The following is a 17,261-nucleotide window of genomic DNA, read 5'->3' as shown; positions in this document are numbered from 1 at the left end:
TACAGCCGAGAGGCGGGGGTTCTTCTGCATGAACAAGCTTGGCTGCTGCCTAGCTGTGTTTAATATGTTGGAGCGTTTGCAGGAAAATCTGCTCAATATGAGCATCATCCAGAGAGTAGTACACGGTCTTGCCTTCCTTACGCCGTTTGACGATCCGCATGTTGCGGAGTGAACGCAGCTGGTGTGAAATGGCCGACTGTCCCATGTCGAGCAGAACCGTCAGGTCATGAACACATAATTCCTTCTGTAACAGCGCATCAATAATACGTAGACGTGTGGGGTCGCTGAATGCCTTGAACCAATCTGCCATCTCGGAAGACGTCTCCCGATCCATGAGTGAAGTGCGAATTGTCTGCACGTCGGCTTCAGTACCTGAGCAGGCTGCATCACATTCGCTTGGTGCTTTAACTGGTTGTTCCATTTCCTATCACCGCCTATGTTAACAACTATAGCTCTATTATATCCAAAACCCGCCTAAAGCGAAATGATTACTATTAGCATAATCTGTATGAAAAATCAACAACGATTGTTGACACTCATGTTTAGGCGTGCATATAATAGGGGTAACCAAACATATGAATGAGTGCTCATATATTGAATACAATTGAAATATAACATCGTTTTTGTACTGCAAAGGGGAGAATTCACATGGGAACCGGACAGGAACAGGTGAAAAGGGAACTGGTGCTTGATGGACTGGATTGTGCGAACTGCGCATTGAAGATTGAGAATGGCGTCAAAAAAATTAAGGGCATTAACGAATGCTCTGTCAATTTTGTTACCAAAACATTATCGCTGCACACCACTTCCGATATGGATGAACAGGTAGTGGAAGAAGCAAAGCGCAAAGTGCTTCGGCTGGAGCCTCATATTCGCATTTCGGAAAAAGGAAAACACGTGAACGGATATGTGCACACCCATGCAGGGAGTGCGGCTGGTTCACACGAACACAGTCATGACCATGCCCGACATGATCATGGACATTCACATTCACATGGCAATCACTCGCATACTCATGATCATAGGGAACCGCAGGACCACGCACACGAGCACGGAAGTCGCGCTGGACATAATCACGATCACAGCCATACCCATGATCACGATGCTCATGCAGGCCACTCGCATGAACATGGTACAGGACAGACAAAAGTGTTGCTTGCTCGTCTTGCTGCAGGTTCTGTGTTGCTCGCAGCTGCAATCTGGTCGCCGCTGGAGGGCTGGGCGCAATTTACTCTATATGCGCTCGCTTATCTGATTGCCGGGGGAGACATCGTGCTTCAGGCGTCCAAAAACATCATCCGCGGTCAGGTGTTCGATGAATACTTCCTCATGTCCGTCGCTACCCTGGGTGCCTTTGCCATTGGAGAGTATCCGGAAGGGGTAGCCGTTATGCTCTTCTATCAGCTCGGTGAGCTGTTTCAGGGCATGGCGGTTAATCGGTCACGCAAGTCGATTCAGTCATTGATGGACATTCGCCCGGACTACGCGAATATTCTGACGGGTTCGGGTGACGAGACACGGCGTGTATCTCCGGAAGACGTACGGATCGGTGATCGTATTGTCGTGAAGGCAGGAGAGCGAGTACCACTGGATGGTATCGTTCAAGCTGGGCGTTCCATGGTGGACACTTCTGCTCTGACAGGGGAATCCGTACCTCGTGAACTGGAGTCCGGAAGTGATGTACTGAGTGGATTTGTGAACAAAAATGGTATGTTGACGATTGAAGTGACCAAAACGTTTGGTGAATCAACGGTATCCAAGATTTTGGACCTGGTGCAGAACGCGAGCAGCCGAAAAGCGAAAACAGAACATTTTATTAGTAAATTCGCCCGTTATTACACCCCAGTTGTTGTGATCCTTGCAGCCCTGATTGCATTTGTTCCACCGTTGATACTTAGTGGTGCAACATTTGCGGACTGGATCTATCGTGCATTGGTCTTCCTGGTTATCTCATGCCCTTGTGCGCTGGTGGTTTCTATTCCACTTGGATTCTTCGGTGGTATCGGAGCGGCTTCACGTAACGGGATTCTTGTCAAAGGCAGTAATTATCTTGAAGCATTAAACGATGTGAAAGTCGTTGTTTTTGATAAAACAGGTACACTAACCAAAGGTGTTTTCAAAGTAACAGCCATTCGTCCACAAGGCGGACGCACGGAAGATGAACTGATGAAGCTGGCAGCCATTGCCGAAGCCAATTCCAATCATCCGATTGCCGAATCCATTCGTGCAGCTTGGGCCAAAGCCATTCCCACGCAAGGTGTGGAAGGTTATGATGAAGTTGCCGGACATGGGATCAAGGTGAGCGTGGATGGTCTGGAAGTGCTGGCAGGCAACGCCAAATTAATGAAGCAGGCTGGTATATCCTATACCACACCGGAGACGGCTGGAACGATAGTGCACGTTGCTGAAGCTGGCACGTATGTTGGTCATCTGATCATTGCTGATGAAGTGAAGGACGATGCAGCAGCTGCTATTCAGGCGCTGAAGAAGCTTGGCATCCGCAAAACGGTCATGCTGACAGGAGATGCCAAAGCCGTGGGTGAAGCGGTAGGACGTGAGCTGGGTGTGGATGAGGTCTACGCTGAATTGTTGCCACAGGATAAAGTCGAACGACTGGAGCAACTGGAAGCTGCCAAATCTCCGAAGGAAAAAATGGTGTTTGTCGGTGACGGCATCAACGATACACCTGTACTGGCGCGCGCCGATGTGGGCGTGGCCATGGGTGGACTCGGCTCAGATGCAGCGATTGAAGCGGCAGATGTGGTCATCATGACCGATGAACCGTCAAAACTTGCGAGTGCAATCCGCATTGCAAAGCGTACACGCATGATTGTGTGGCAAAATATCGCGTTTGCTCTGGGGGTTAAAGCGATCTTCCTGCTACTCGGTGTGTTCGGCATAGCTACCATGTGGGAAGCGGTATTCTCTGATGTCGGTGTCACGGTGCTGGCTGTCCTTAACGCCATGCGTGTACTCCGTGTGAAGAATATCTAAGTTTACGAAACGATCCAGGCGGCTCTTCGTATATACGTAGAGCCGTTTTTTATATTTTTATGTAGATAAGTCTAACTAGACATTTACACGAGAACGGAGAGGACAGAGATAACCTGAAGAAGTGAAGCTACATCGGCAGGTTATTCTATTATCGGAGGAGTCTCAGTGTAAGCAGGTCTATGGAAGACAACAGTGAAGGGGAGAACGTTTTGACAGGAGCAATAGTTGGGATCATCATTGGAGTGTGTTATTTCATTCTGGGGTTAATGGTGTTCAAAAAACCACCGAAAATGATTAACGGAATATATGGTTATCGGACCCCGCGTGCAATGAGTAATCCCGAGTTGTGGGACGAAGCACAAAGTTATAGCGCCAATCTGATGATGCAATTTGGAGTGATCATTACGATATTTGGCATTATCGGTTTTTGGCTTACAGATGTACGAGCTTTGGTGCTGAGTCTGGTTGCTACAGGGTTCTATACGTTCAGACTGTTTACCAGAGTGGAAGGCCGTCTGAAGCAAATGCAGCGTGCTCAACAGCAACAGCAACAGAATGAGCAGAACGTTTAAGGCAAAATGAATGAATAGTTTACAGAGGAAGACTCGCGCGTGAAGCGGGTCTTTTTTTTGTTGAAGATAGAGAATGGAAGGCGATGTTGAACTCGCTAAGGCTTTATGTTTAAAATCTAACGTTGACGTCAACGTTAATGTTATATATAATTATGTACATAACATTATAGACATATGGAAGAGGTGAGGGAAATGAGTTTATATAAAATCGACGACGTAGCCAAGGAATGCGGTTTGACCAAGCGAACCATTCGGTATTATGAAGAGATTGGTGTCATGCCTTCACCTCAGCGGACAGATGGCGGAACGCGGTTGTACACTCGGGAGGATATCGATTATCTGAAGAAGGTGGTTCGCGCCAAAGAGGTACTTGGATTCTCCCTTCAGGAGCTACATACCTATGTGGCAACGGCAGATGCCTTGAACGAACAACGTTTTGACTACCAGCAGACGACCGAAGTGAGAGAACGGATTGAGAAGCTCACCACGATGGAAACAACGCTGGATGGTCAGTTACAACTGATTGAGCAGAAATTGCAGAGCATACATGCCGTACAGACTGAACTGGAAGAGCTGCGTGAACGCGTTCGGAGCGGTCTTCAGAAGTTACAGGCATATGATCCGCAGGGTGATGAGGACGGCTAACCGAATTAGCATCTAACGTTTAATAAACAAAACTGTATACACATAATCGCTACACGGAGTGAGCACCATAGTACCTGTGGCGATCCTGTACAAACACCGGATGTTCCGGTGTCATTTTGTGCCGTTTTGTTACCTCTAATTCTGAAAATGCATAGAAACTTTCATGGTTTTTCACGTCATTTTCAAATATAAAGCTTAACCACATAAATTATTCGCAGGGGGAATTACGTATGAAAAGAGAGCCATCATTACCGGACGAATTGCCGTCATCACGTGGGGGCTTACTGTCTCAACCGCGAGCGGTATGGGCGGTCGCCTTTGCATGTATCATATCCTTTATGGGTCTGGGGCTGGTTGACCCGATTCTACCCGCAATTGCAGATCAACTGCATGCATCCAAAAGCCAAGTGTCACTGCTATTTACCAGTTATAACGCTGTAACCGGGGTAGCGATGCTGATTACAGGTGTCGTATCCAGCCGGATTGGTGTGAAGTGGACGTTGCTCAGCGGTATATTGCTGATTATTATCTTCTCGTTCCTCGGTGGTACCTCAGACACGGTAGGTGCATTGGTAGGTTACCGTGGCGGTTGGGGACTGGGTAATGCCTTGTTCATCGCAACGGCGTTATCTGCCATTGTTGGACTGTCCACGTCGGGGACAGCCAAAGCGATTATTTTGTACGAAGCAGCGTTAGGTCTCGGGATTGCGGTTGGACCGCTGCTTGGCGGTGAGCTAGGTTCCATCTCTTGGCGCGGCCCGTTCTATGGCGTAGCTGTCCTGATGGCGATTGCCTTTATCAGCATTACATTTATGTTGCCCAAGATGGCCAAACCGAAAACACGCAGTTCTTTTTCCGATCCGTTCAAAGCATTAAGTTATCCTTCATTGAAAACATTGGCGATTACCGCCTTCCTGTACAACTTTGGATTCTTTACCTTGATGGCTTATTCACCATATGTCATGAATCTGGATGAGCACGGGTTGGGTTATGTATTCTTTGGCTGGGGACTGATGCTGGCGATTACGTCGGTATTCGTCGCACCAAGATTACAACGCCGATTCGGATCAGTTCCGTCCATGAGTGTCATGCTTACATTGTTCGCGATTGATCTGGTTGTTATGGCAGTAGGTACCGTGATGGGTTCACCAACTACCGTTATTGTTGCAGTTATTGTAGCGGGGATTTTCCTTGGAATTAACAACACGTTGATTACAACGGCTGTTATGGAAGCCGCACCTGTGGAGCGTTCTGTTGCTTCTGCTGCATACAGCTTCGTTCGTTTCCTGGGTGGTGCACTTGCTCCATGGCTTGCAGGTAAATTGTCCGAGTGGTTCCTGCCGGAAACGCCGTTTTATTTTGGCGCATTAATGGTTCTGATTGGTGTCGTGGTACTGCTGGTACGCCGTCATCATCTGCGGGATATCGATTCCGCTATTACATCTCATTAATTCACAGGAGGGATTGCAATGCTGAAACATATATTGGTTGCTGTTGATGGTTCAGAACATGCGCATAAAGCTTTGGAGCAAGCATTGATTCTGGCTGAAGATATGAAACATCCCGCAAGTCTGTTGATCGTGCATGTTAATCCGGCTATCTCTATCAATGAACCTGCATTGGGTGTTGATCTGGAAGCTCGGATTGCCGAAGAAGGGCAACATATTATAGAACCGGTGACCAGACAGTTGTCCGGACGGGACATTGCATATGAGACACTGCTGATTGCAGGTGATCCCGTTAATGAGATCTGCCGTGTGGCGCGTGAACGAGATTGTGGAATGATTGTGATGGGTACAGGCGGGAAAGGCATGCTCGCAGAGATGATCGTGGGCAGTGTCAGCCATGGCGTGTTAAAACATGCAGAGTGCCCCGTCCTGACGGTTAAATAGGTTGTGAAATCCTTTATAATGCAATAGCTCAAGATCGCCACAATGGCTCATCAGGTACGTTACAAGCTATGATTGCCGAATACCCTAGTGGGTTGATGGCACGAAAATAGTGTATAAATAGATTATCTAAATTGAACTGAACTTTTACATGAGACAGCGATTGGTAGGTTGTTCTGTCATCGAAGTGGCAGTGTAATATTCTTAAGTTCAATAGGCTCTAAAAGGATGGAGGATGCAGCATATGAAAAAACAACATCTGTTTATCGGGGGCAAACCGACCGAATCCGTAGATTATAAAGCACTTCAAGCGCCATATTCCGGGGAAACGCTGGCAGAAGTCTCTTCGGCTTCAGCAGAGGAAGCAGAGGCTGCTGTTGCAGCTGCGGTTCAAGCCGGGAAGGCAATGCGCCAGATGCCTGCACATCAGCGTGCAGATATTCTGTACAAGTTGTCCTCCATGCTTGAAGAACGCAAGGAAGAAGCAGCGCGAATCATAGCTCTTGAAGCGGCGAAGCCAATTACCGCAGCACTGGCAGAGGTTGACCGGACGGTGGAAACGTATCGTTTTGCCGCCGAAGAAGCCAAACGGCTGACCGGAGAGACGGTTCCGATGGATGCAGCCAAAGGTGGAGAAGGGCGCATCGGATATACGATGCGGCAACCTCTAGGTGTCATCGGTGCGATAACGCCGTTTAATTTTCCAATGAACCTGGTAGCCCATAAAGTTGGCCCAGCGCTGGCAGCAGGCAATACGATTGTGCTCAAACCTGCAGAGCAGACGCCTCTATCTTCCTATTACATCGCTAATCTGCTGCAGGAAGCCGGACTGCCGGATGGTGCACTGAACGTAGTGAGCGGTGATGGCAAAACCATTGGTGATGTGCTTGTTGAGCACCCCCATGTTGCCCATATTACGTTTACAGGCAGTCCAGCGGTAGGCACGAGCATTCGTAGCAAAGCAGGACTCAAACGCGTGACATTGGAGCTAGGGTCCAATGCAGCGGTGATCGTGGATAAGGACGCAGACCTGGACAAAGTGGTCCCTCGATGTGTGACCGGTGCTTTCACGTATCAGGGGCAGGTATGTATCTCGCTACAGCGAATCTACGTACATCGTGACATCTCGGAAGAATTCATCCGGCGTTTCGCTGAAGCGGCCAAACAAGTGGTGGTCGGAGACCCGCTGAACCCGGATACGGTGGTATCTGCGCTGATTACCTCCAAGGATGTACAGCGTACACTCGACTGGATTGAAGAAGCCAAACAGGCCGGGGCTGAAGTGGCAGCAGGTGGTCAAGCTGAAGGAGGCGTTCTGCGTCCAACGGTGCTGATTAACGTTCCGCGTGATGCCAAGGTATCCTGTCAGGAAGTGTTTGCACCCATCGTTGTGATCAATACGGTAGATTCCGTTGAAGAGGGTATTGAACATGTTAACGATTCGATATACGGGCTTCAGGCAGGCGTATTCACAAACGATATTCGTACGGCTCTCCATGCTGTCGATCAGATCGAAGCAGGCGGAGTTATGATTAATGATATTCCCACGTTCCGAGTGGATCACATGCCTTACGGCGGTGTAAAACAGAGTGGTATTGGTCGTGAAGGTGTAAAATATGCTGTAGAGGAAATGACGGAATTGAAGTTTGTTATGTTTAACAAAGGGTGAGTCTCTTCCATTCTTTTACTCAATATACCGTATGCTAATGGAAATATAACTGCATGCTCCTGTGCCGGAAGAATGGCACAGGATTTTTTAATTGAAGATCATGGAAAAAGTTTCGAAAATACATACGGATTCTTCATAGACTGCGGGTTCACATCTGATGAGACGGGTATAACATACTTAACAAACCGCAACTTAACTGTCTAAACACCGCTCATATCACCGAAGCAAACCCATCCATAGCACGAGCGGAATGAAGCGGTTCAGCACTGCCGAAAGTCTTATATTCTCTCATTATTCAAATAAAATGCAGTATGAAATAAGCCTGAACTTTGGAGTTGCAGGACAGACAGGAGGTGTATTCAAATGGCATATTCCATGGTTGACGTATCGGGGATGTCAGGCGTAAGCCTGAATGAACTGAGCCAGTATGCAGAGACAGGTCTTCTGAATCCGGCCTTTGGGGATTTGGATGAAGCTATCTATTATGAAAAGCAGGAATTACTGAGACTCCAGCAAATCCTTTTCTGTAAGGAAGTAGGTATGGAGGAAAATGAGATTGGCCCTATGCTAAGAGATGATCCTCAGGATGTCATCCGCATCATGAAACAGCATCGCATTGATATTCTGGAGAAGGCACTCCGTCTGCATGGATTGATTCAGACACTGGACAAAACGATCTCTCATTTGCAAGGTGAACAGGAACTTGATGAACATGAGCTGTATAACGGTTTTGTAAATAAGGGGCGTCACCAGTTGCTGAATGAATCGGGTTTTGACCCTGTAGTCAATAAAAATATGAACCATGTGCAGACAGAAGGTGTTCAGAAGTCTGACCAGGAGATAAAATCGAAAGAAGATTATCTGGATTCCCAGGCTAAAATTGATCAGGTTCATCTGGACTTGCAACAGGCCATTGAGGATGGATTGGAACCCGGTAGTGCAAAAGTACAACGGATTATTGGCAGGCATCTTGAATGGATCAAAGGTTATTATACACCCACCGCTGAGATCTATCGGGATTTGGCCAATCTGTATGTAGAGCATAAAAATTTCCGTCAGATGTATGATGGTTACCACCCGAGGCTGGCTGAATTCCTGCGGGACGGGATGATGATTAAAGCGGAACATGATTTATCCTAGATGCATAAAGTAACATGGGCGAGCAAGAACATGGGTGTGAATCAGAATGGATAACAAAGAGCGCAGACCTCTGAGAGGACTGCGCTCTTTGTTATTACGGGTTCTTCATCATCGTGTGTGATGAGGCTCCGATCACCTTAATCATCATTTCCTATAGGGGTATGGTTGCCTCCAACTGCTCTGTGAGCAGGTTTACGGCTTTCTCCAGGAAGACGCGGTCTTCGTCGTCAAAACGGTTTTTGATCGGGCTGTCGATATCCAGCACCCCGTACAGTTCGCCGTTTTTGATAATAGGCACGACAATCTCACTGTTCGATGCTGCATCACAGGCAATGTGGCCTGGGAAGGCATGAACATCGTCAACGACCAGGGTACGTTTTTCCGCAGCAGATGTGCCGCATACACCACGTCCCAGTGGAATTCGGATACAGGCAGGCAGTCCTTGGAATGGCCCGAGGACCAGTTCTTTTCCATCATACAGATAGAAGCCGACCCAATTGGTGTCGGTCATAAATACATTGAGCAGCGCAGCAGCGTTCGCCAGATTGGCAATCGCACTAGGTTCATCGCGGATCAGAGCACTTAACTGTCCCAGGACGGCGGTGTGCTGCTCACTTCGTGTTCCTTCATAGGAAACAGCTTGAAACATGGTAAATCACCCTCCCGAGCAAAATGGTACTTATTTTCAAGATAGTGCAGAGGATGCGGTTAGTCAAGCGGAGGATTTCGGAAAGGGAAGGGAATACCTGAAGAATCCTCCTGTTTCTCAGCTTCTTACGTGGGGTAATTACTTAGCAACCACGGAGGGCTATAACCCGGGAAGGAGCTTGGCTTATGCATGCAGAGGTACAGAATCTTTTTGTACGGATTCATCTACTATATTTCGCGCAAAATCAGGATTTGAACGTTAGCGAGGCACTGCCCCTATTGGAAGAACGGGGATATCGCGTTGGAGAGCGGGAGATCAAGCAGGAGCTTGAACACCTGACACAGGAGAATTTCCTGACCGCCCACGGGGACCAATGGAGCCTAACCGGGACTGGCATCGAAGAATTCAAGGAAATCACGGCTGTGTTTGGCCGGGTTAGCGATGAATTACTGGGGAAGGGCAAGAAAACGTCCAAAGCTTAAAATTCATTTGGACAAGCCCTGATTCCGTAATTCACTCAAACTTGAATTGATCCATACGTACAACAAGACCGGGAGCGAAATTGGCCCGGTTTTTTGACGTGTATCCATGACTGAACAGTTGCCATTCGGCGCAGGTTATGATTAGATGACTAGTGAATATTATGGTCTGCGGAGATAGATCGGATCGGAGTGTCTTTATATGTATAAATGCAAAGGAAGAATTCCCGAAATGGAGACTGCGCGGCTTCGTCTGCGTAAAATGCGTCGCCGGGATGCGGCCCAGATGTTCGCATGCTGGTCAGATCGCGAGGTGACCCGTTACATGAATCTTGCACCCATGATTGGGACAAGCGAAGCCGCGGACATGATTGGACTGCTTAACCAAATGGCAGGAGAAGAGGATGCGATCCGGTGGGGGATCGAACTCAAAGAAACAGGCAAGCTCATCGGCAGTTGTGGCTTTAACACATGGCAGCTTGAAGGCGCATTCCGGGGTGAGATCGGTTATGAGCTGGGACGTGATTATTGGCGCCACGGTTATATGACGGAGGCATTCTCTGCATTGCTGCCCTTTGGGTATGAGACCATGGGTCTTAATCGAATCGAAGCGCTGGTTGATCCGCGTAATCTGGCTTCCGGCGAGTTCCTGACAAACCGTGGCTTCACGCGTGAAGGATTGCTGCGACAGGTGCAACATACGTCTACCGGATACAAGGATATGGTGATGTATTCCATGTTGTATGATGAGTTCCTTCGCAAGCGAGGTAAATAAAAGAGACAATATATATAATTGTTTTTTTAATTTACACGTAAACGGAGAAACAGAACAAAGCTGGAGAAGCAAAGCGTTCGCCTTTATCACCGGATTTCTCTTATAGAGAGGAATAGAAAAAATCTGGGGATAACAGCGATCGGAAGCTTGTTCTGGTTCGTAGTAGATGTGTAAATTAACGTAGCAATTATATAGAGAACAAAGAGAGAAGGGTTTGTGTGAATGCAACTGGAGGTTTGAAGCGCAGTTTCATCTTGACGGGGCTGTTGCTCGCGACATTTCTGTCAGCGATTGAAGGCACCGTAATTGGTCCGGCGGGGCCGACCATTGTCAGTGAGCTGGGGAGTGTACAGCTGCTGAGCTGGATTTTCACCGCATACCTGTTGACGATGGCAGTGAGTACGCCCATTTTTGGTAAAATCAGTGACTTGTATGGACGAAAGCCTGTATTTCTGATTGGCTGTGCGTTATTTTTACTGGGTTCACTCTTGTGCTGTCTGTCGCAGAACATGGAGCAATTGATTATTTTCCGTGCTATTCAAGGGATTGGTGCGGGTGCGGTAGTTCCTGTTACATTTACGATTATTGGGGACATCTACGCTATTGAAGAACGTGGCAAAATCCAGGGATGGATTAGCTCCGTGTGGGGCATTTCCTCTCTGGCGGGACCGCTGCTTGGCGGTTATTTTGTAGATAATCTCGGCTGGCAGTGGATCTTTGGTTTTAATGTGCCGTTTGGTCTGCTTGCGATGTGGTTTGTATTTCGTTATCTGAAGGAAGATATCTCTCCACGTACGGCCAAGATTGATTATGTCGGTGCACTGACCTTCACGGTGGGTATTACCGCATTGTTGTTCGTCCTGTCGGCGGGTGGGCAGTATTATGCCTGGAGTTCTCCGTTGATTGTTGTGCTGAGTGTGGTCGCCGCTCTGTTCATTATTTTATTTTTTGTGGTGGAAAAAAGAGCTCAGGCCCCTATGGTTCCACTACATTTGTTCCGAATTCGGGACATCCGTGTGGCGAATATCGCTGGACTGCTGACCAGCACTCTGATGATCGGCCTGACCAGTTATTTGCCGCTCTGGGTGCAGGGGGTTCGGGGAGGAAATGCGACGGAATCCGGGCTGCTGCTCGCGCCGATGTCGGTGGGTTGGCTCATTGGTAGTGTGTTGGCAGGCCGCCTGTTGATGAAAATTGGGTCACGTATGACCGCATTGATTGGATTAACCGGAATTGCGATTGGATCGGGTGGACTCTTTCTGGTGGGCGGGACATCACCGCAGGCTGTGCTATTTATATTGACCTTTATTTATGGTCTCGGCTTCGGGTTTGCGTTTACAATCTTCACCATTATTGCTCAGTCCTCCGTAGGATATAAGGAACGTGGTTCCTCTACGGCACTGCATACGTTCATGCGTACGTTGGGACAGACGATTGGTGCAGCGGCTTTTGGCACTTGGTTGAACTATCGAATCTCGACGTTATCCAGTGAGCAGAATCTGGCTGAGGCTGGAATATCGGAGAGTGATCTGAACGAACTGCTTGCACCACATACGGATGCAGCCCTATCAGATGATAAATGGGCGCTGCTGCGTAACGTGCTGGAAGGAAGCTTGCATTCCCTGTTTGTCATTATGTTTTTCATTGCACTGGTCTCGTGGGTAACCACGCTTGCTCTACGCAAACGTTTAATCGTACCCGAAGATGCAGATGCTCCACCGCAGCCACAAGGCTCAAAGTAAAAAGAAGATATATATACGAAAAACCGGATTCGCCGATGTCAGGCGAATCCGGTTATTTTTGTTGATGGCACCCATGCAAAGAATGGTCTAGCTGCTTGCTGATAAACGGTCTGCAGAATGTGCAAGCCTTCCCAAGAGTTCGGACAGCAATTCCTTGTCTTCCTCACTTAGTCCACTTACAGCCCGATCAATCTTCAACGCATAGCCTGGATAGATGTCATCCATGGTGCGCTGTCCTTCTTCGGTCAGTTCCACAAAGATGATACGTCTGTCTTGCGGACAATGTTTGCGGTGTAACAATCCTTTTTGCTCCAGCTTATCAATCACATAGGTCACATTACCACTTTGCAGCAGAAGTTGTGCGCCAACCTGTTGAATCGGCTGTGCTCCTTTCATATATAACACTTCGAGCACCCCATATGCGGTGGGGTTGAAGCCATGCACTTTGCTTCCGGATACAGCGTGTTCATTCACGCTCTTGAATGTCTGGGCCAAGGTGCGGTACAGATGAAGTGAACGTTCGGTTCCGATTTCTTCTAATTCCAGCATGCTGATCCCGCCTTTTCAGATTAGTTTATAAGTTGAAATGATGAAGTTACAACCTACCACGATGAGCATAGAACAACCTTCCAATCACTGTTATCCCCATCGTTATGCTGTTCATATAAATGATAATTTCAACTTATATGCGTTGGTTAGTTGGTTAGTTATATTTGACGATTCAGGTTGTCGCCATGGTTTAATTGTAAACTTCTATTTCTACGAAAAACATGCGATATGTCACAAGATTTGCATTTTTAGCATTTAAAATTTGATCATTCACCATACCGAAAAATCATCCTTGAGGTGCCGCTTCTTCTCCGCCTCTGGCAGGAGGTTGAGTCAAACCCTGCTCTCTTATAATGAGTTCATATCATGAATTCGGAAGGTAATGGAGGAAAAGAAGGATGACAAGTGATTTAACGTTTGAAGGACAACGACCGCTGAAGAATAACCGATCTTTTGTAACATTGATGGTGGCACAGGCCATTTCCAGTCTGGGTGATTGGCTGCATCTGCTCGCAATCCTGACCCTCGTGGGTATCCACTGGAATGCAACGCCTTGGGAGATTACATTTGTCACACTATCCGCAGCACTGCCCATTCTGATGACAGGGCCATTCGCAGGCACGCTTGCAGATCGCCTGAACCGAAAATGGCTGATGATTGTAGCTGATGGTGCACGGATCATCATCGTGGGTGCGTTAATTTTTGCTGACCAGATCTGGCATGTCTACATACTGCTTGTCCTCAAATCCCTGTTCGATGTCATTTTTTCTCCTGCGAAGAACGGAAAACTGAAAGAAATTGTACCCTATGAGCAGCTTGCGCAAGCTGTGTCCATTAGCTCGATCATTGAACAGATGTCCAAAATCATCGGTCCAGCGCTTGGTGGGCTGTTGGTAGCCGCTTTTGGCATCACCTGGTGTTTTGTTCTCGATTCAGCGTCTTTTCTGATCTCCGGCATCATTTTATTGTGGATTCCTGGAACTCGGGTGATCCAATCTGCAATTCATAACGTAACAGAAGTAGAGGAAGAGACAGCTGGGGGTGTTCACAACCGCTCAAAAGGCTCTTTTTGGAAGGAAACACAGGAGGGCATCCGCATGCTCACATCTCTTCCTTATGTAGGAACGTCTTTGATCTTGCTTGCTTCAGCCATACTTTTTCTGCAATTTGCCGATTCACAGACTGTGGTGTTATTCAGACAGCTTCCCGGAATTTCAAGTGATCTGCTGGGATGGTGCGTGGCAGCAAGTGGTGTAGGCACATTAATTGCAGCGATGAGTGTACGGAAGTGGAAGCATGCAGGGCATGTTTTGAAAATGGGTCTGGGTACCGTACTCATGGGTCTTGTTATCGGCGGAGCCGGAGTTATTGTTGGGATTTGGCCGCACGCTGGGTTAGGTGCCAATCTGTTGTTAGTATCCCTCTTTGCCTTGGCAGGTGTCGGAATTGGGTTTGCGATTGTACCCTTTCAGATCCTGTTGCAGGAACAGACACCTGAGGCAATGACAGGCAGGGTATTTGGAACGGTAGGCAGCGTGATGACTGCCAGTAATATTATGGGACCGGTGGTAGGCGGGTTCATGGTCACCTCATTTGGTGTAGTGCCGGCTTTTGTCTGTTCAGGCATATTGCTGACCCTGCTTGGGTTAATTTATTTGATGAAACGTAGCGGGGAAAAAGCCGATCTGAATGGCTCCATTGCAGCCAAGACCATGATTGCAGGCGACTGAAAACAAGCCGGATCAGCTCAGGTTAGAACATTTGAAATGAAGGTTTGAATTTACTTCAAATTTTAAGTTTTTGATTGGAAAGCGTTTGAGTAAACGCCTTCACGTTTAATGAGGAACAGGCAGAAATCCCTGTATTCTAATTATTCCTAGGGGAAAACTCATATGCCTTGTCCCACCAACGCAGTAGCGGAAAGGGGGTGAAGCAACTTGAATGTAAAGTTACCAAAATCCATAGTACGTCTTGGAAGCATACCATTGGCAATACTTGCCGGGACTTTGATGCTGGGGTTTGGATCGTCGCATGTGTATGCGGATGATGCTCAGGTATCTTCTGAAAAACCGTCCAGCGGATTATCGCTAAATTTATTTTCACGTGATTCGGATGGCGGGTTGAACCTGACTCCGTCAGTATCAGTATCCACACCACTGTTGGATGTTGAAGTTCCGTCGATCAAAGCGAATGAATCCACAGGTAAGCTGAGTGTATCTGAGCTGAAAGTAGATACACCGCTTGGATCGGCCGGAACATCAGAGATTGGGATTGATGCGAAGAAGGGAAACGTCGAACTGCCGTCTGTACAGGCGGATACGCCGGTGATCAAAGCCGATGTATCAAGCAGTGAGGTGAATCTGAACGAAGGTACAGCTTCCTTGCCTAGCGTTACCGCAGAGGTACCCGAGGTGATCAAGGCAGAGACGTCTGCTGTGAAAACTGACCTTAGGCAGGTTAAGGTTGAATTACCTTCCGTGAAGGTGGATGTACCCGAGGTTACTTCGGTCAATATCTCTTCATCCCGAGTGAATCTGAGTAAGGGAAATGTCCAGCTTCCTTCTGTGAAAGCAGAAGTTCCAGTTGTAGACGTATCCGCTGAACTCAATCCTGATCAGGAAAAGGTGGAGATTCCAAGTGTGAAGCCGGAACCGCCTGTAGTCACTCCGGAACAACCGGCGGTCGTCAGAACACCGATTGTCGAAACTTCCAATACGAGTGCCCTCGCAAATCCTGTTTCATCACAGAACAACGAGGATGGACAGGATGCAGTTCAGGTTACGGGCAACGTGATTGAGGTCACCCCGGAACCAGGAGTACGTCCAGAACAACCTGTTGTCCCGCAGGCACTGCCTGTGGACGGAACCGATCTGGCGCAGAATTCCGATGTCAATGCAGATTTGCCTGATAACGAGTTATTCCTCGTAGATCAGACAGCTGCTAAACCATCTGTCACTGAACAAGTGCGGAGTAAGCAGGAAACCAATCTGAAACAAGATGATGCTGATGCGGCATCTCCATTACAGCCCCGCACCGAACGACCAACAAGTTGGTCTGTTACAGCGACTTCTCCCGGAGCAGCGAATGCTTCCGCCGGGACAAGCTCCGGTGCGTCAGGTGTAACTGGAGGTGGAGCAATCGCTCCAGCAGCCGCACTTCCGGGAGCAACAACAGGTCTGGTTACGCCGGATTATGATTTTGCTTTCCGAATGGAACGGCTCGATGGGTTCAGTCAATGGTCACAGGCACCACCGGGACGGCCGCCGCAATATACCTCTTTCTCATAGAAAACATTGGCGTTAATTCAACCAAAATTGAGAAGGAGTGTATATAATCATGAAAAAAGTGAATCGTTGGGTAAAATTGTCGGTATTGTCGGGTACGTTGGTGGCTGGATTGCTGGGAGCTTCGCAGGCAACTTACGCAGATAGCTATAGCAATAACAGCAATGGTAATCTGGATCTGAATGCAGGTTTGCGTCTGGAACTGGGATCTCTTCTGTCAGGACACCGTGACACAGGTTACGGTACCAATGGTAGCTATGGAGGTTCATCCAGTGCAAGCGGAGCATTGAATTTGGATCTTGGACTCAATGCCGGCTTATCCTCAGAGAGCACGAACCGATACAATGATCATTCCTCCGACCACACTGCTGAGCGTAGCAGTTCTGGCAAGCTGGGCCTTGGCTTGAATGCCAATGTGTCGGGAGAAGGTACAACGATGAGCGATTATTCACGAGGCGGCGATGATCGGAACGTAAACAGCAGCTATGCGAGCGAAAGCCGTGGAGCGCTGGATCTGGGTCTGAACGCGAAAGCCGAAGGCGAGAGTGCAACAATGGCTCAAACTGAACGCAACAACAGCGTAAACGACCGTGAGCGTAACGCAAGCAGTAACTTCACGAACGAAAGTCGTGGAGTACTGGATCTGGGTCTGAACGCGAAAGCCGAAGGCGAGAGTGCAACAATGGCTCAATCCGAACGCAACAATAGCGTGAACGACAGCGAGCGTAACGTGAACAGCAACTATGCGAGCGAAAGCCGTGGAGCGCTGGATCTGGGTCTGAACGCAAAAGCGGAAAGCGAGAGTGCAACAATGGCTCAAACTGAACGCAACAACAGCGTAAACGACCGTGAGCGTAACGCAAGCAGTAACTTT

Annotated in this window: 16 protein-coding genes; 13 read left to right on the top strand and 3 right to left on the bottom strand. The window is 48.1% G+C overall.

Annotation, left to right across the window (positions count from 1 at the left end; genetic code table 11):
* Positions 1 to 49: 49 nt before the first annotated feature.
* Positions 50 to 421: an ArsR/SmtB family transcription factor gene (locus FE296_RS00880; protein ID WP_091018799.1), complete on the bottom strand. Its 372-nt coding sequence runs from the start codon at positions 419 to 421 to the stop codon at positions 50 to 52.
* A 227-nt stretch (positions 422 to 648) separates the two neighbouring features.
* On the opposite strand from FE296_RS00880, the gene FE296_RS00875 reads away from it, so the two are divergent.
* The 7 genes from FE296_RS00875 (at position 649) to FE296_RS00845 (ending at position 8,909) form a co-directional block, all read left to right on the top strand.
* Positions 649 to 2,994 carry a heavy metal translocating P-type ATPase gene (locus FE296_RS00875; RefSeq protein ID WP_150364046.1) on the top strand — a complete coding sequence of 782 codons (2,346 nt, stop codon included), beginning with the start codon at positions 649 to 651 and terminating at the stop codon, positions 2,992 to 2,994.
* 179 nt (positions 2,995 to 3,173) lie between these two features.
* Positions 3,174 to 3,566, top strand: coding sequence for an SdpI family protein (locus FE296_RS00870; RefSeq protein WP_124118775.1), 393 nt, complete (start codon positions 3,174 to 3,176; stop codon positions 3,564 to 3,566).
* A gap of 192 nt (positions 3,567 to 3,758) precedes the next feature.
* Positions 3,759 to 4,211, top strand: a complete 453-nt coding sequence (locus FE296_RS00865; RefSeq protein WP_124118774.1) for a MerR family transcriptional regulator — start codon at positions 3,759 to 3,761, stop codon at positions 4,209 to 4,211.
* Positions 4,212 to 4,441: 230 nt separating this feature from the next.
* The gene (locus FE296_RS00860; protein WP_150364045.1) at positions 4,442 to 5,662 is read left to right on the top strand and encodes an MFS transporter; all 1,221 of its coding nucleotides are present in this window, start codon (positions 4,442 to 4,444) and stop codon (positions 5,660 to 5,662) included.
* 18 nt (positions 5,663 to 5,680) lie between these two features.
* Positions 5,681 to 6,103 (top strand): universal stress protein, encoded by a 423-nt coding sequence (locus FE296_RS00855; RefSeq protein WP_150364044.1) that lies wholly within the window; start codon positions 5,681 to 5,683, stop codon positions 6,101 to 6,103.
* A gap of 241 nt (positions 6,104 to 6,344) precedes the next feature.
* Complete coding sequence (locus FE296_RS00850; protein ID WP_150364043.1) at positions 6,345 to 7,769, top strand: aldehyde dehydrogenase family protein; 1,425 nt, start codon at positions 6,345 to 6,347, stop codon at positions 7,767 to 7,769.
* Positions 7,770 to 8,132: 363 nt separating this feature from the next.
* A complete protein-coding gene (locus FE296_RS00845) occupies positions 8,133 to 8,909 on the top strand; it encodes a MerR family transcriptional regulator (RefSeq protein WP_124118770.1) in 777 nt (258 codons plus the stop codon).
* A gap of 151 nt (positions 8,910 to 9,060) precedes the next feature.
* Here the strand turns inward: FE296_RS00845 and FE296_RS00840 are convergent, their stop codons facing one another.
* Positions 9,061 to 9,558: a GAF domain-containing protein gene (locus tag FE296_RS00840; protein WP_124118769.1), complete on the bottom strand. Its 498-nt coding sequence runs from the start codon at positions 9,556 to 9,558 to the stop codon at positions 9,061 to 9,063.
* A gap of 185 nt (positions 9,559 to 9,743) precedes the next feature.
* Between FE296_RS00840 and FE296_RS00835 the strand changes: the two genes are divergently transcribed.
* From FE296_RS00835 to FE296_RS00825, 3 genes are all read left to right on the top strand, one after another.
* Positions 9,744 to 10,040, top strand: a complete 297-nt coding sequence (locus FE296_RS00835) for a hypothetical protein (RefSeq protein ID WP_036614170.1) — start codon at positions 9,744 to 9,746, stop codon at positions 10,038 to 10,040.
* A 199-nt stretch (positions 10,041 to 10,239) separates the two neighbouring features.
* A complete protein-coding gene (locus FE296_RS00830) occupies positions 10,240 to 10,812 on the top strand; it encodes a GNAT family N-acetyltransferase (RefSeq protein WP_036614167.1) in 573 nt (190 codons plus the stop codon).
* A gap of 236 nt (positions 10,813 to 11,048) precedes the next feature.
* Positions 11,049 to 12,554 (top strand): MDR family MFS transporter, encoded by a 1,506-nt coding sequence (locus FE296_RS00825; protein WP_223868729.1) that lies wholly within the window; start codon positions 11,049 to 11,051, stop codon positions 12,552 to 12,554.
* Positions 12,555 to 12,641: 87 nt separating this feature from the next.
* Here FE296_RS00825 and FE296_RS00820 read toward each other — a convergent pair whose 3' ends face one another.
* A complete protein-coding gene (locus FE296_RS00820) occupies positions 12,642 to 13,103 on the bottom strand; it encodes a MarR family winged helix-turn-helix transcriptional regulator (RefSeq protein ID WP_124118767.1) in 462 nt (153 codons plus the stop codon).
* Between the two features lie 398 nt (positions 13,104 to 13,501).
* Here FE296_RS00820 and FE296_RS00815 point away from each other — a divergent pair, with 398 nt between their 5' ends.
* The 3 genes from FE296_RS00815 to FE296_RS00805 all read left to right on the top strand — a co-directional run.
* The gene (locus FE296_RS00815) at positions 13,502 to 14,833 is read left to right on the top strand and encodes an MFS transporter (protein ID WP_150364042.1); all 1,332 of its coding nucleotides are present in this window, start codon (positions 13,502 to 13,504) and stop codon (positions 14,831 to 14,833) included.
* A gap of 207 nt (positions 14,834 to 15,040) precedes the next feature.
* The gene (locus tag FE296_RS00810; protein ID WP_150364041.1) at positions 15,041 to 16,390 is read left to right on the top strand and encodes a hypothetical protein; all 1,350 of its coding nucleotides are present in this window, start codon (positions 15,041 to 15,043) and stop codon (positions 16,388 to 16,390) included.
* Positions 16,391 to 16,439: 49 nt separating this feature from the next.
* Positions 16,440 to 17,261, top strand: an 822-nt coding sequence (locus tag FE296_RS00805) for a hypothetical protein (protein WP_150364040.1), incomplete at its 3' end; no start/stop codon positions are given.

The organism is Paenibacillus sp. UASWS1643, assembly GCF_008693195.1.
GTDB classification, from domain to species: domain Bacteria; phylum Bacillota; class Bacilli; order Paenibacillales; family Paenibacillaceae; genus Paenibacillus; species Paenibacillus amylolyticus_B.
The sequence above is the reverse complement of the archived record's forward strand: the minus strand, read 5'-3'. Positions and strand labels throughout refer to the sequence as shown.

Bases quoted from the DNA above. Each gene is read 5' to 3' on its own strand.
- FE296_RS00880 (WP_091018799.1), bottom strand. From the start codon at position 421: ATGGAACAACCAGTTAAAGCACCAAGCGAATGTGATGCAGCCTGCTCA.
- FE296_RS00875 (WP_150364046.1), top strand. From the start codon at position 649: ATGGGAACCGGACAGGAACAGGTGAAAAGGGAACTGGTGCTTGATGGA.
- FE296_RS00870 (WP_124118775.1), top strand. From the start codon at position 3,174: ATGGAAGACAACAGTGAAGGGGAGAACGTTTTGACAGGAGCAATAGTT.
- FE296_RS00865 (WP_124118774.1), top strand. From the start codon at position 3,759: ATGAGTTTATATAAAATCGACGACGTAGCCAAGGAATGCGGTTTGACC.
- FE296_RS00860 (WP_150364045.1), top strand. From the start codon at position 4,442: ATGAAAAGAGAGCCATCATTACCGGACGAATTGCCGTCATCACGTGGG.
- FE296_RS00855 (WP_150364044.1), top strand. From the start codon at position 5,681: ATGCTGAAACATATATTGGTTGCTGTTGATGGTTCAGAACATGCGCAT.
- FE296_RS00850 (WP_150364043.1), top strand. From the start codon at position 6,345: ATGAAAAAACAACATCTGTTTATCGGGGGCAAACCGACCGAATCCGTA.
- FE296_RS00845 (WP_124118770.1), top strand. From the start codon at position 8,133: ATGGCATATTCCATGGTTGACGTATCGGGGATGTCAGGCGTAAGCCTG.
- FE296_RS00840 (WP_124118769.1), bottom strand. From the start codon at position 9,558: ATGTTTCAAGCTGTTTCCTATGAAGGAACACGAAGTGAGCAGCACACC.
- FE296_RS00835 (WP_036614170.1), top strand. From the start codon at position 9,744: ATGCATGCAGAGGTACAGAATCTTTTTGTACGGATTCATCTACTATAT.
- FE296_RS00830 (WP_036614167.1), top strand. From the start codon at position 10,240: ATGTATAAATGCAAAGGAAGAATTCCCGAAATGGAGACTGCGCGGCTT.
- FE296_RS00820 (WP_124118767.1), bottom strand. From the start codon at position 13,103: ATGCTGGAATTAGAAGAAATCGGAACCGAACGTTCACTTCATCTGTAC.
- FE296_RS00815 (WP_150364042.1), top strand. From the start codon at position 13,502: ATGACAAGTGATTTAACGTTTGAAGGACAACGACCGCTGAAGAATAAC.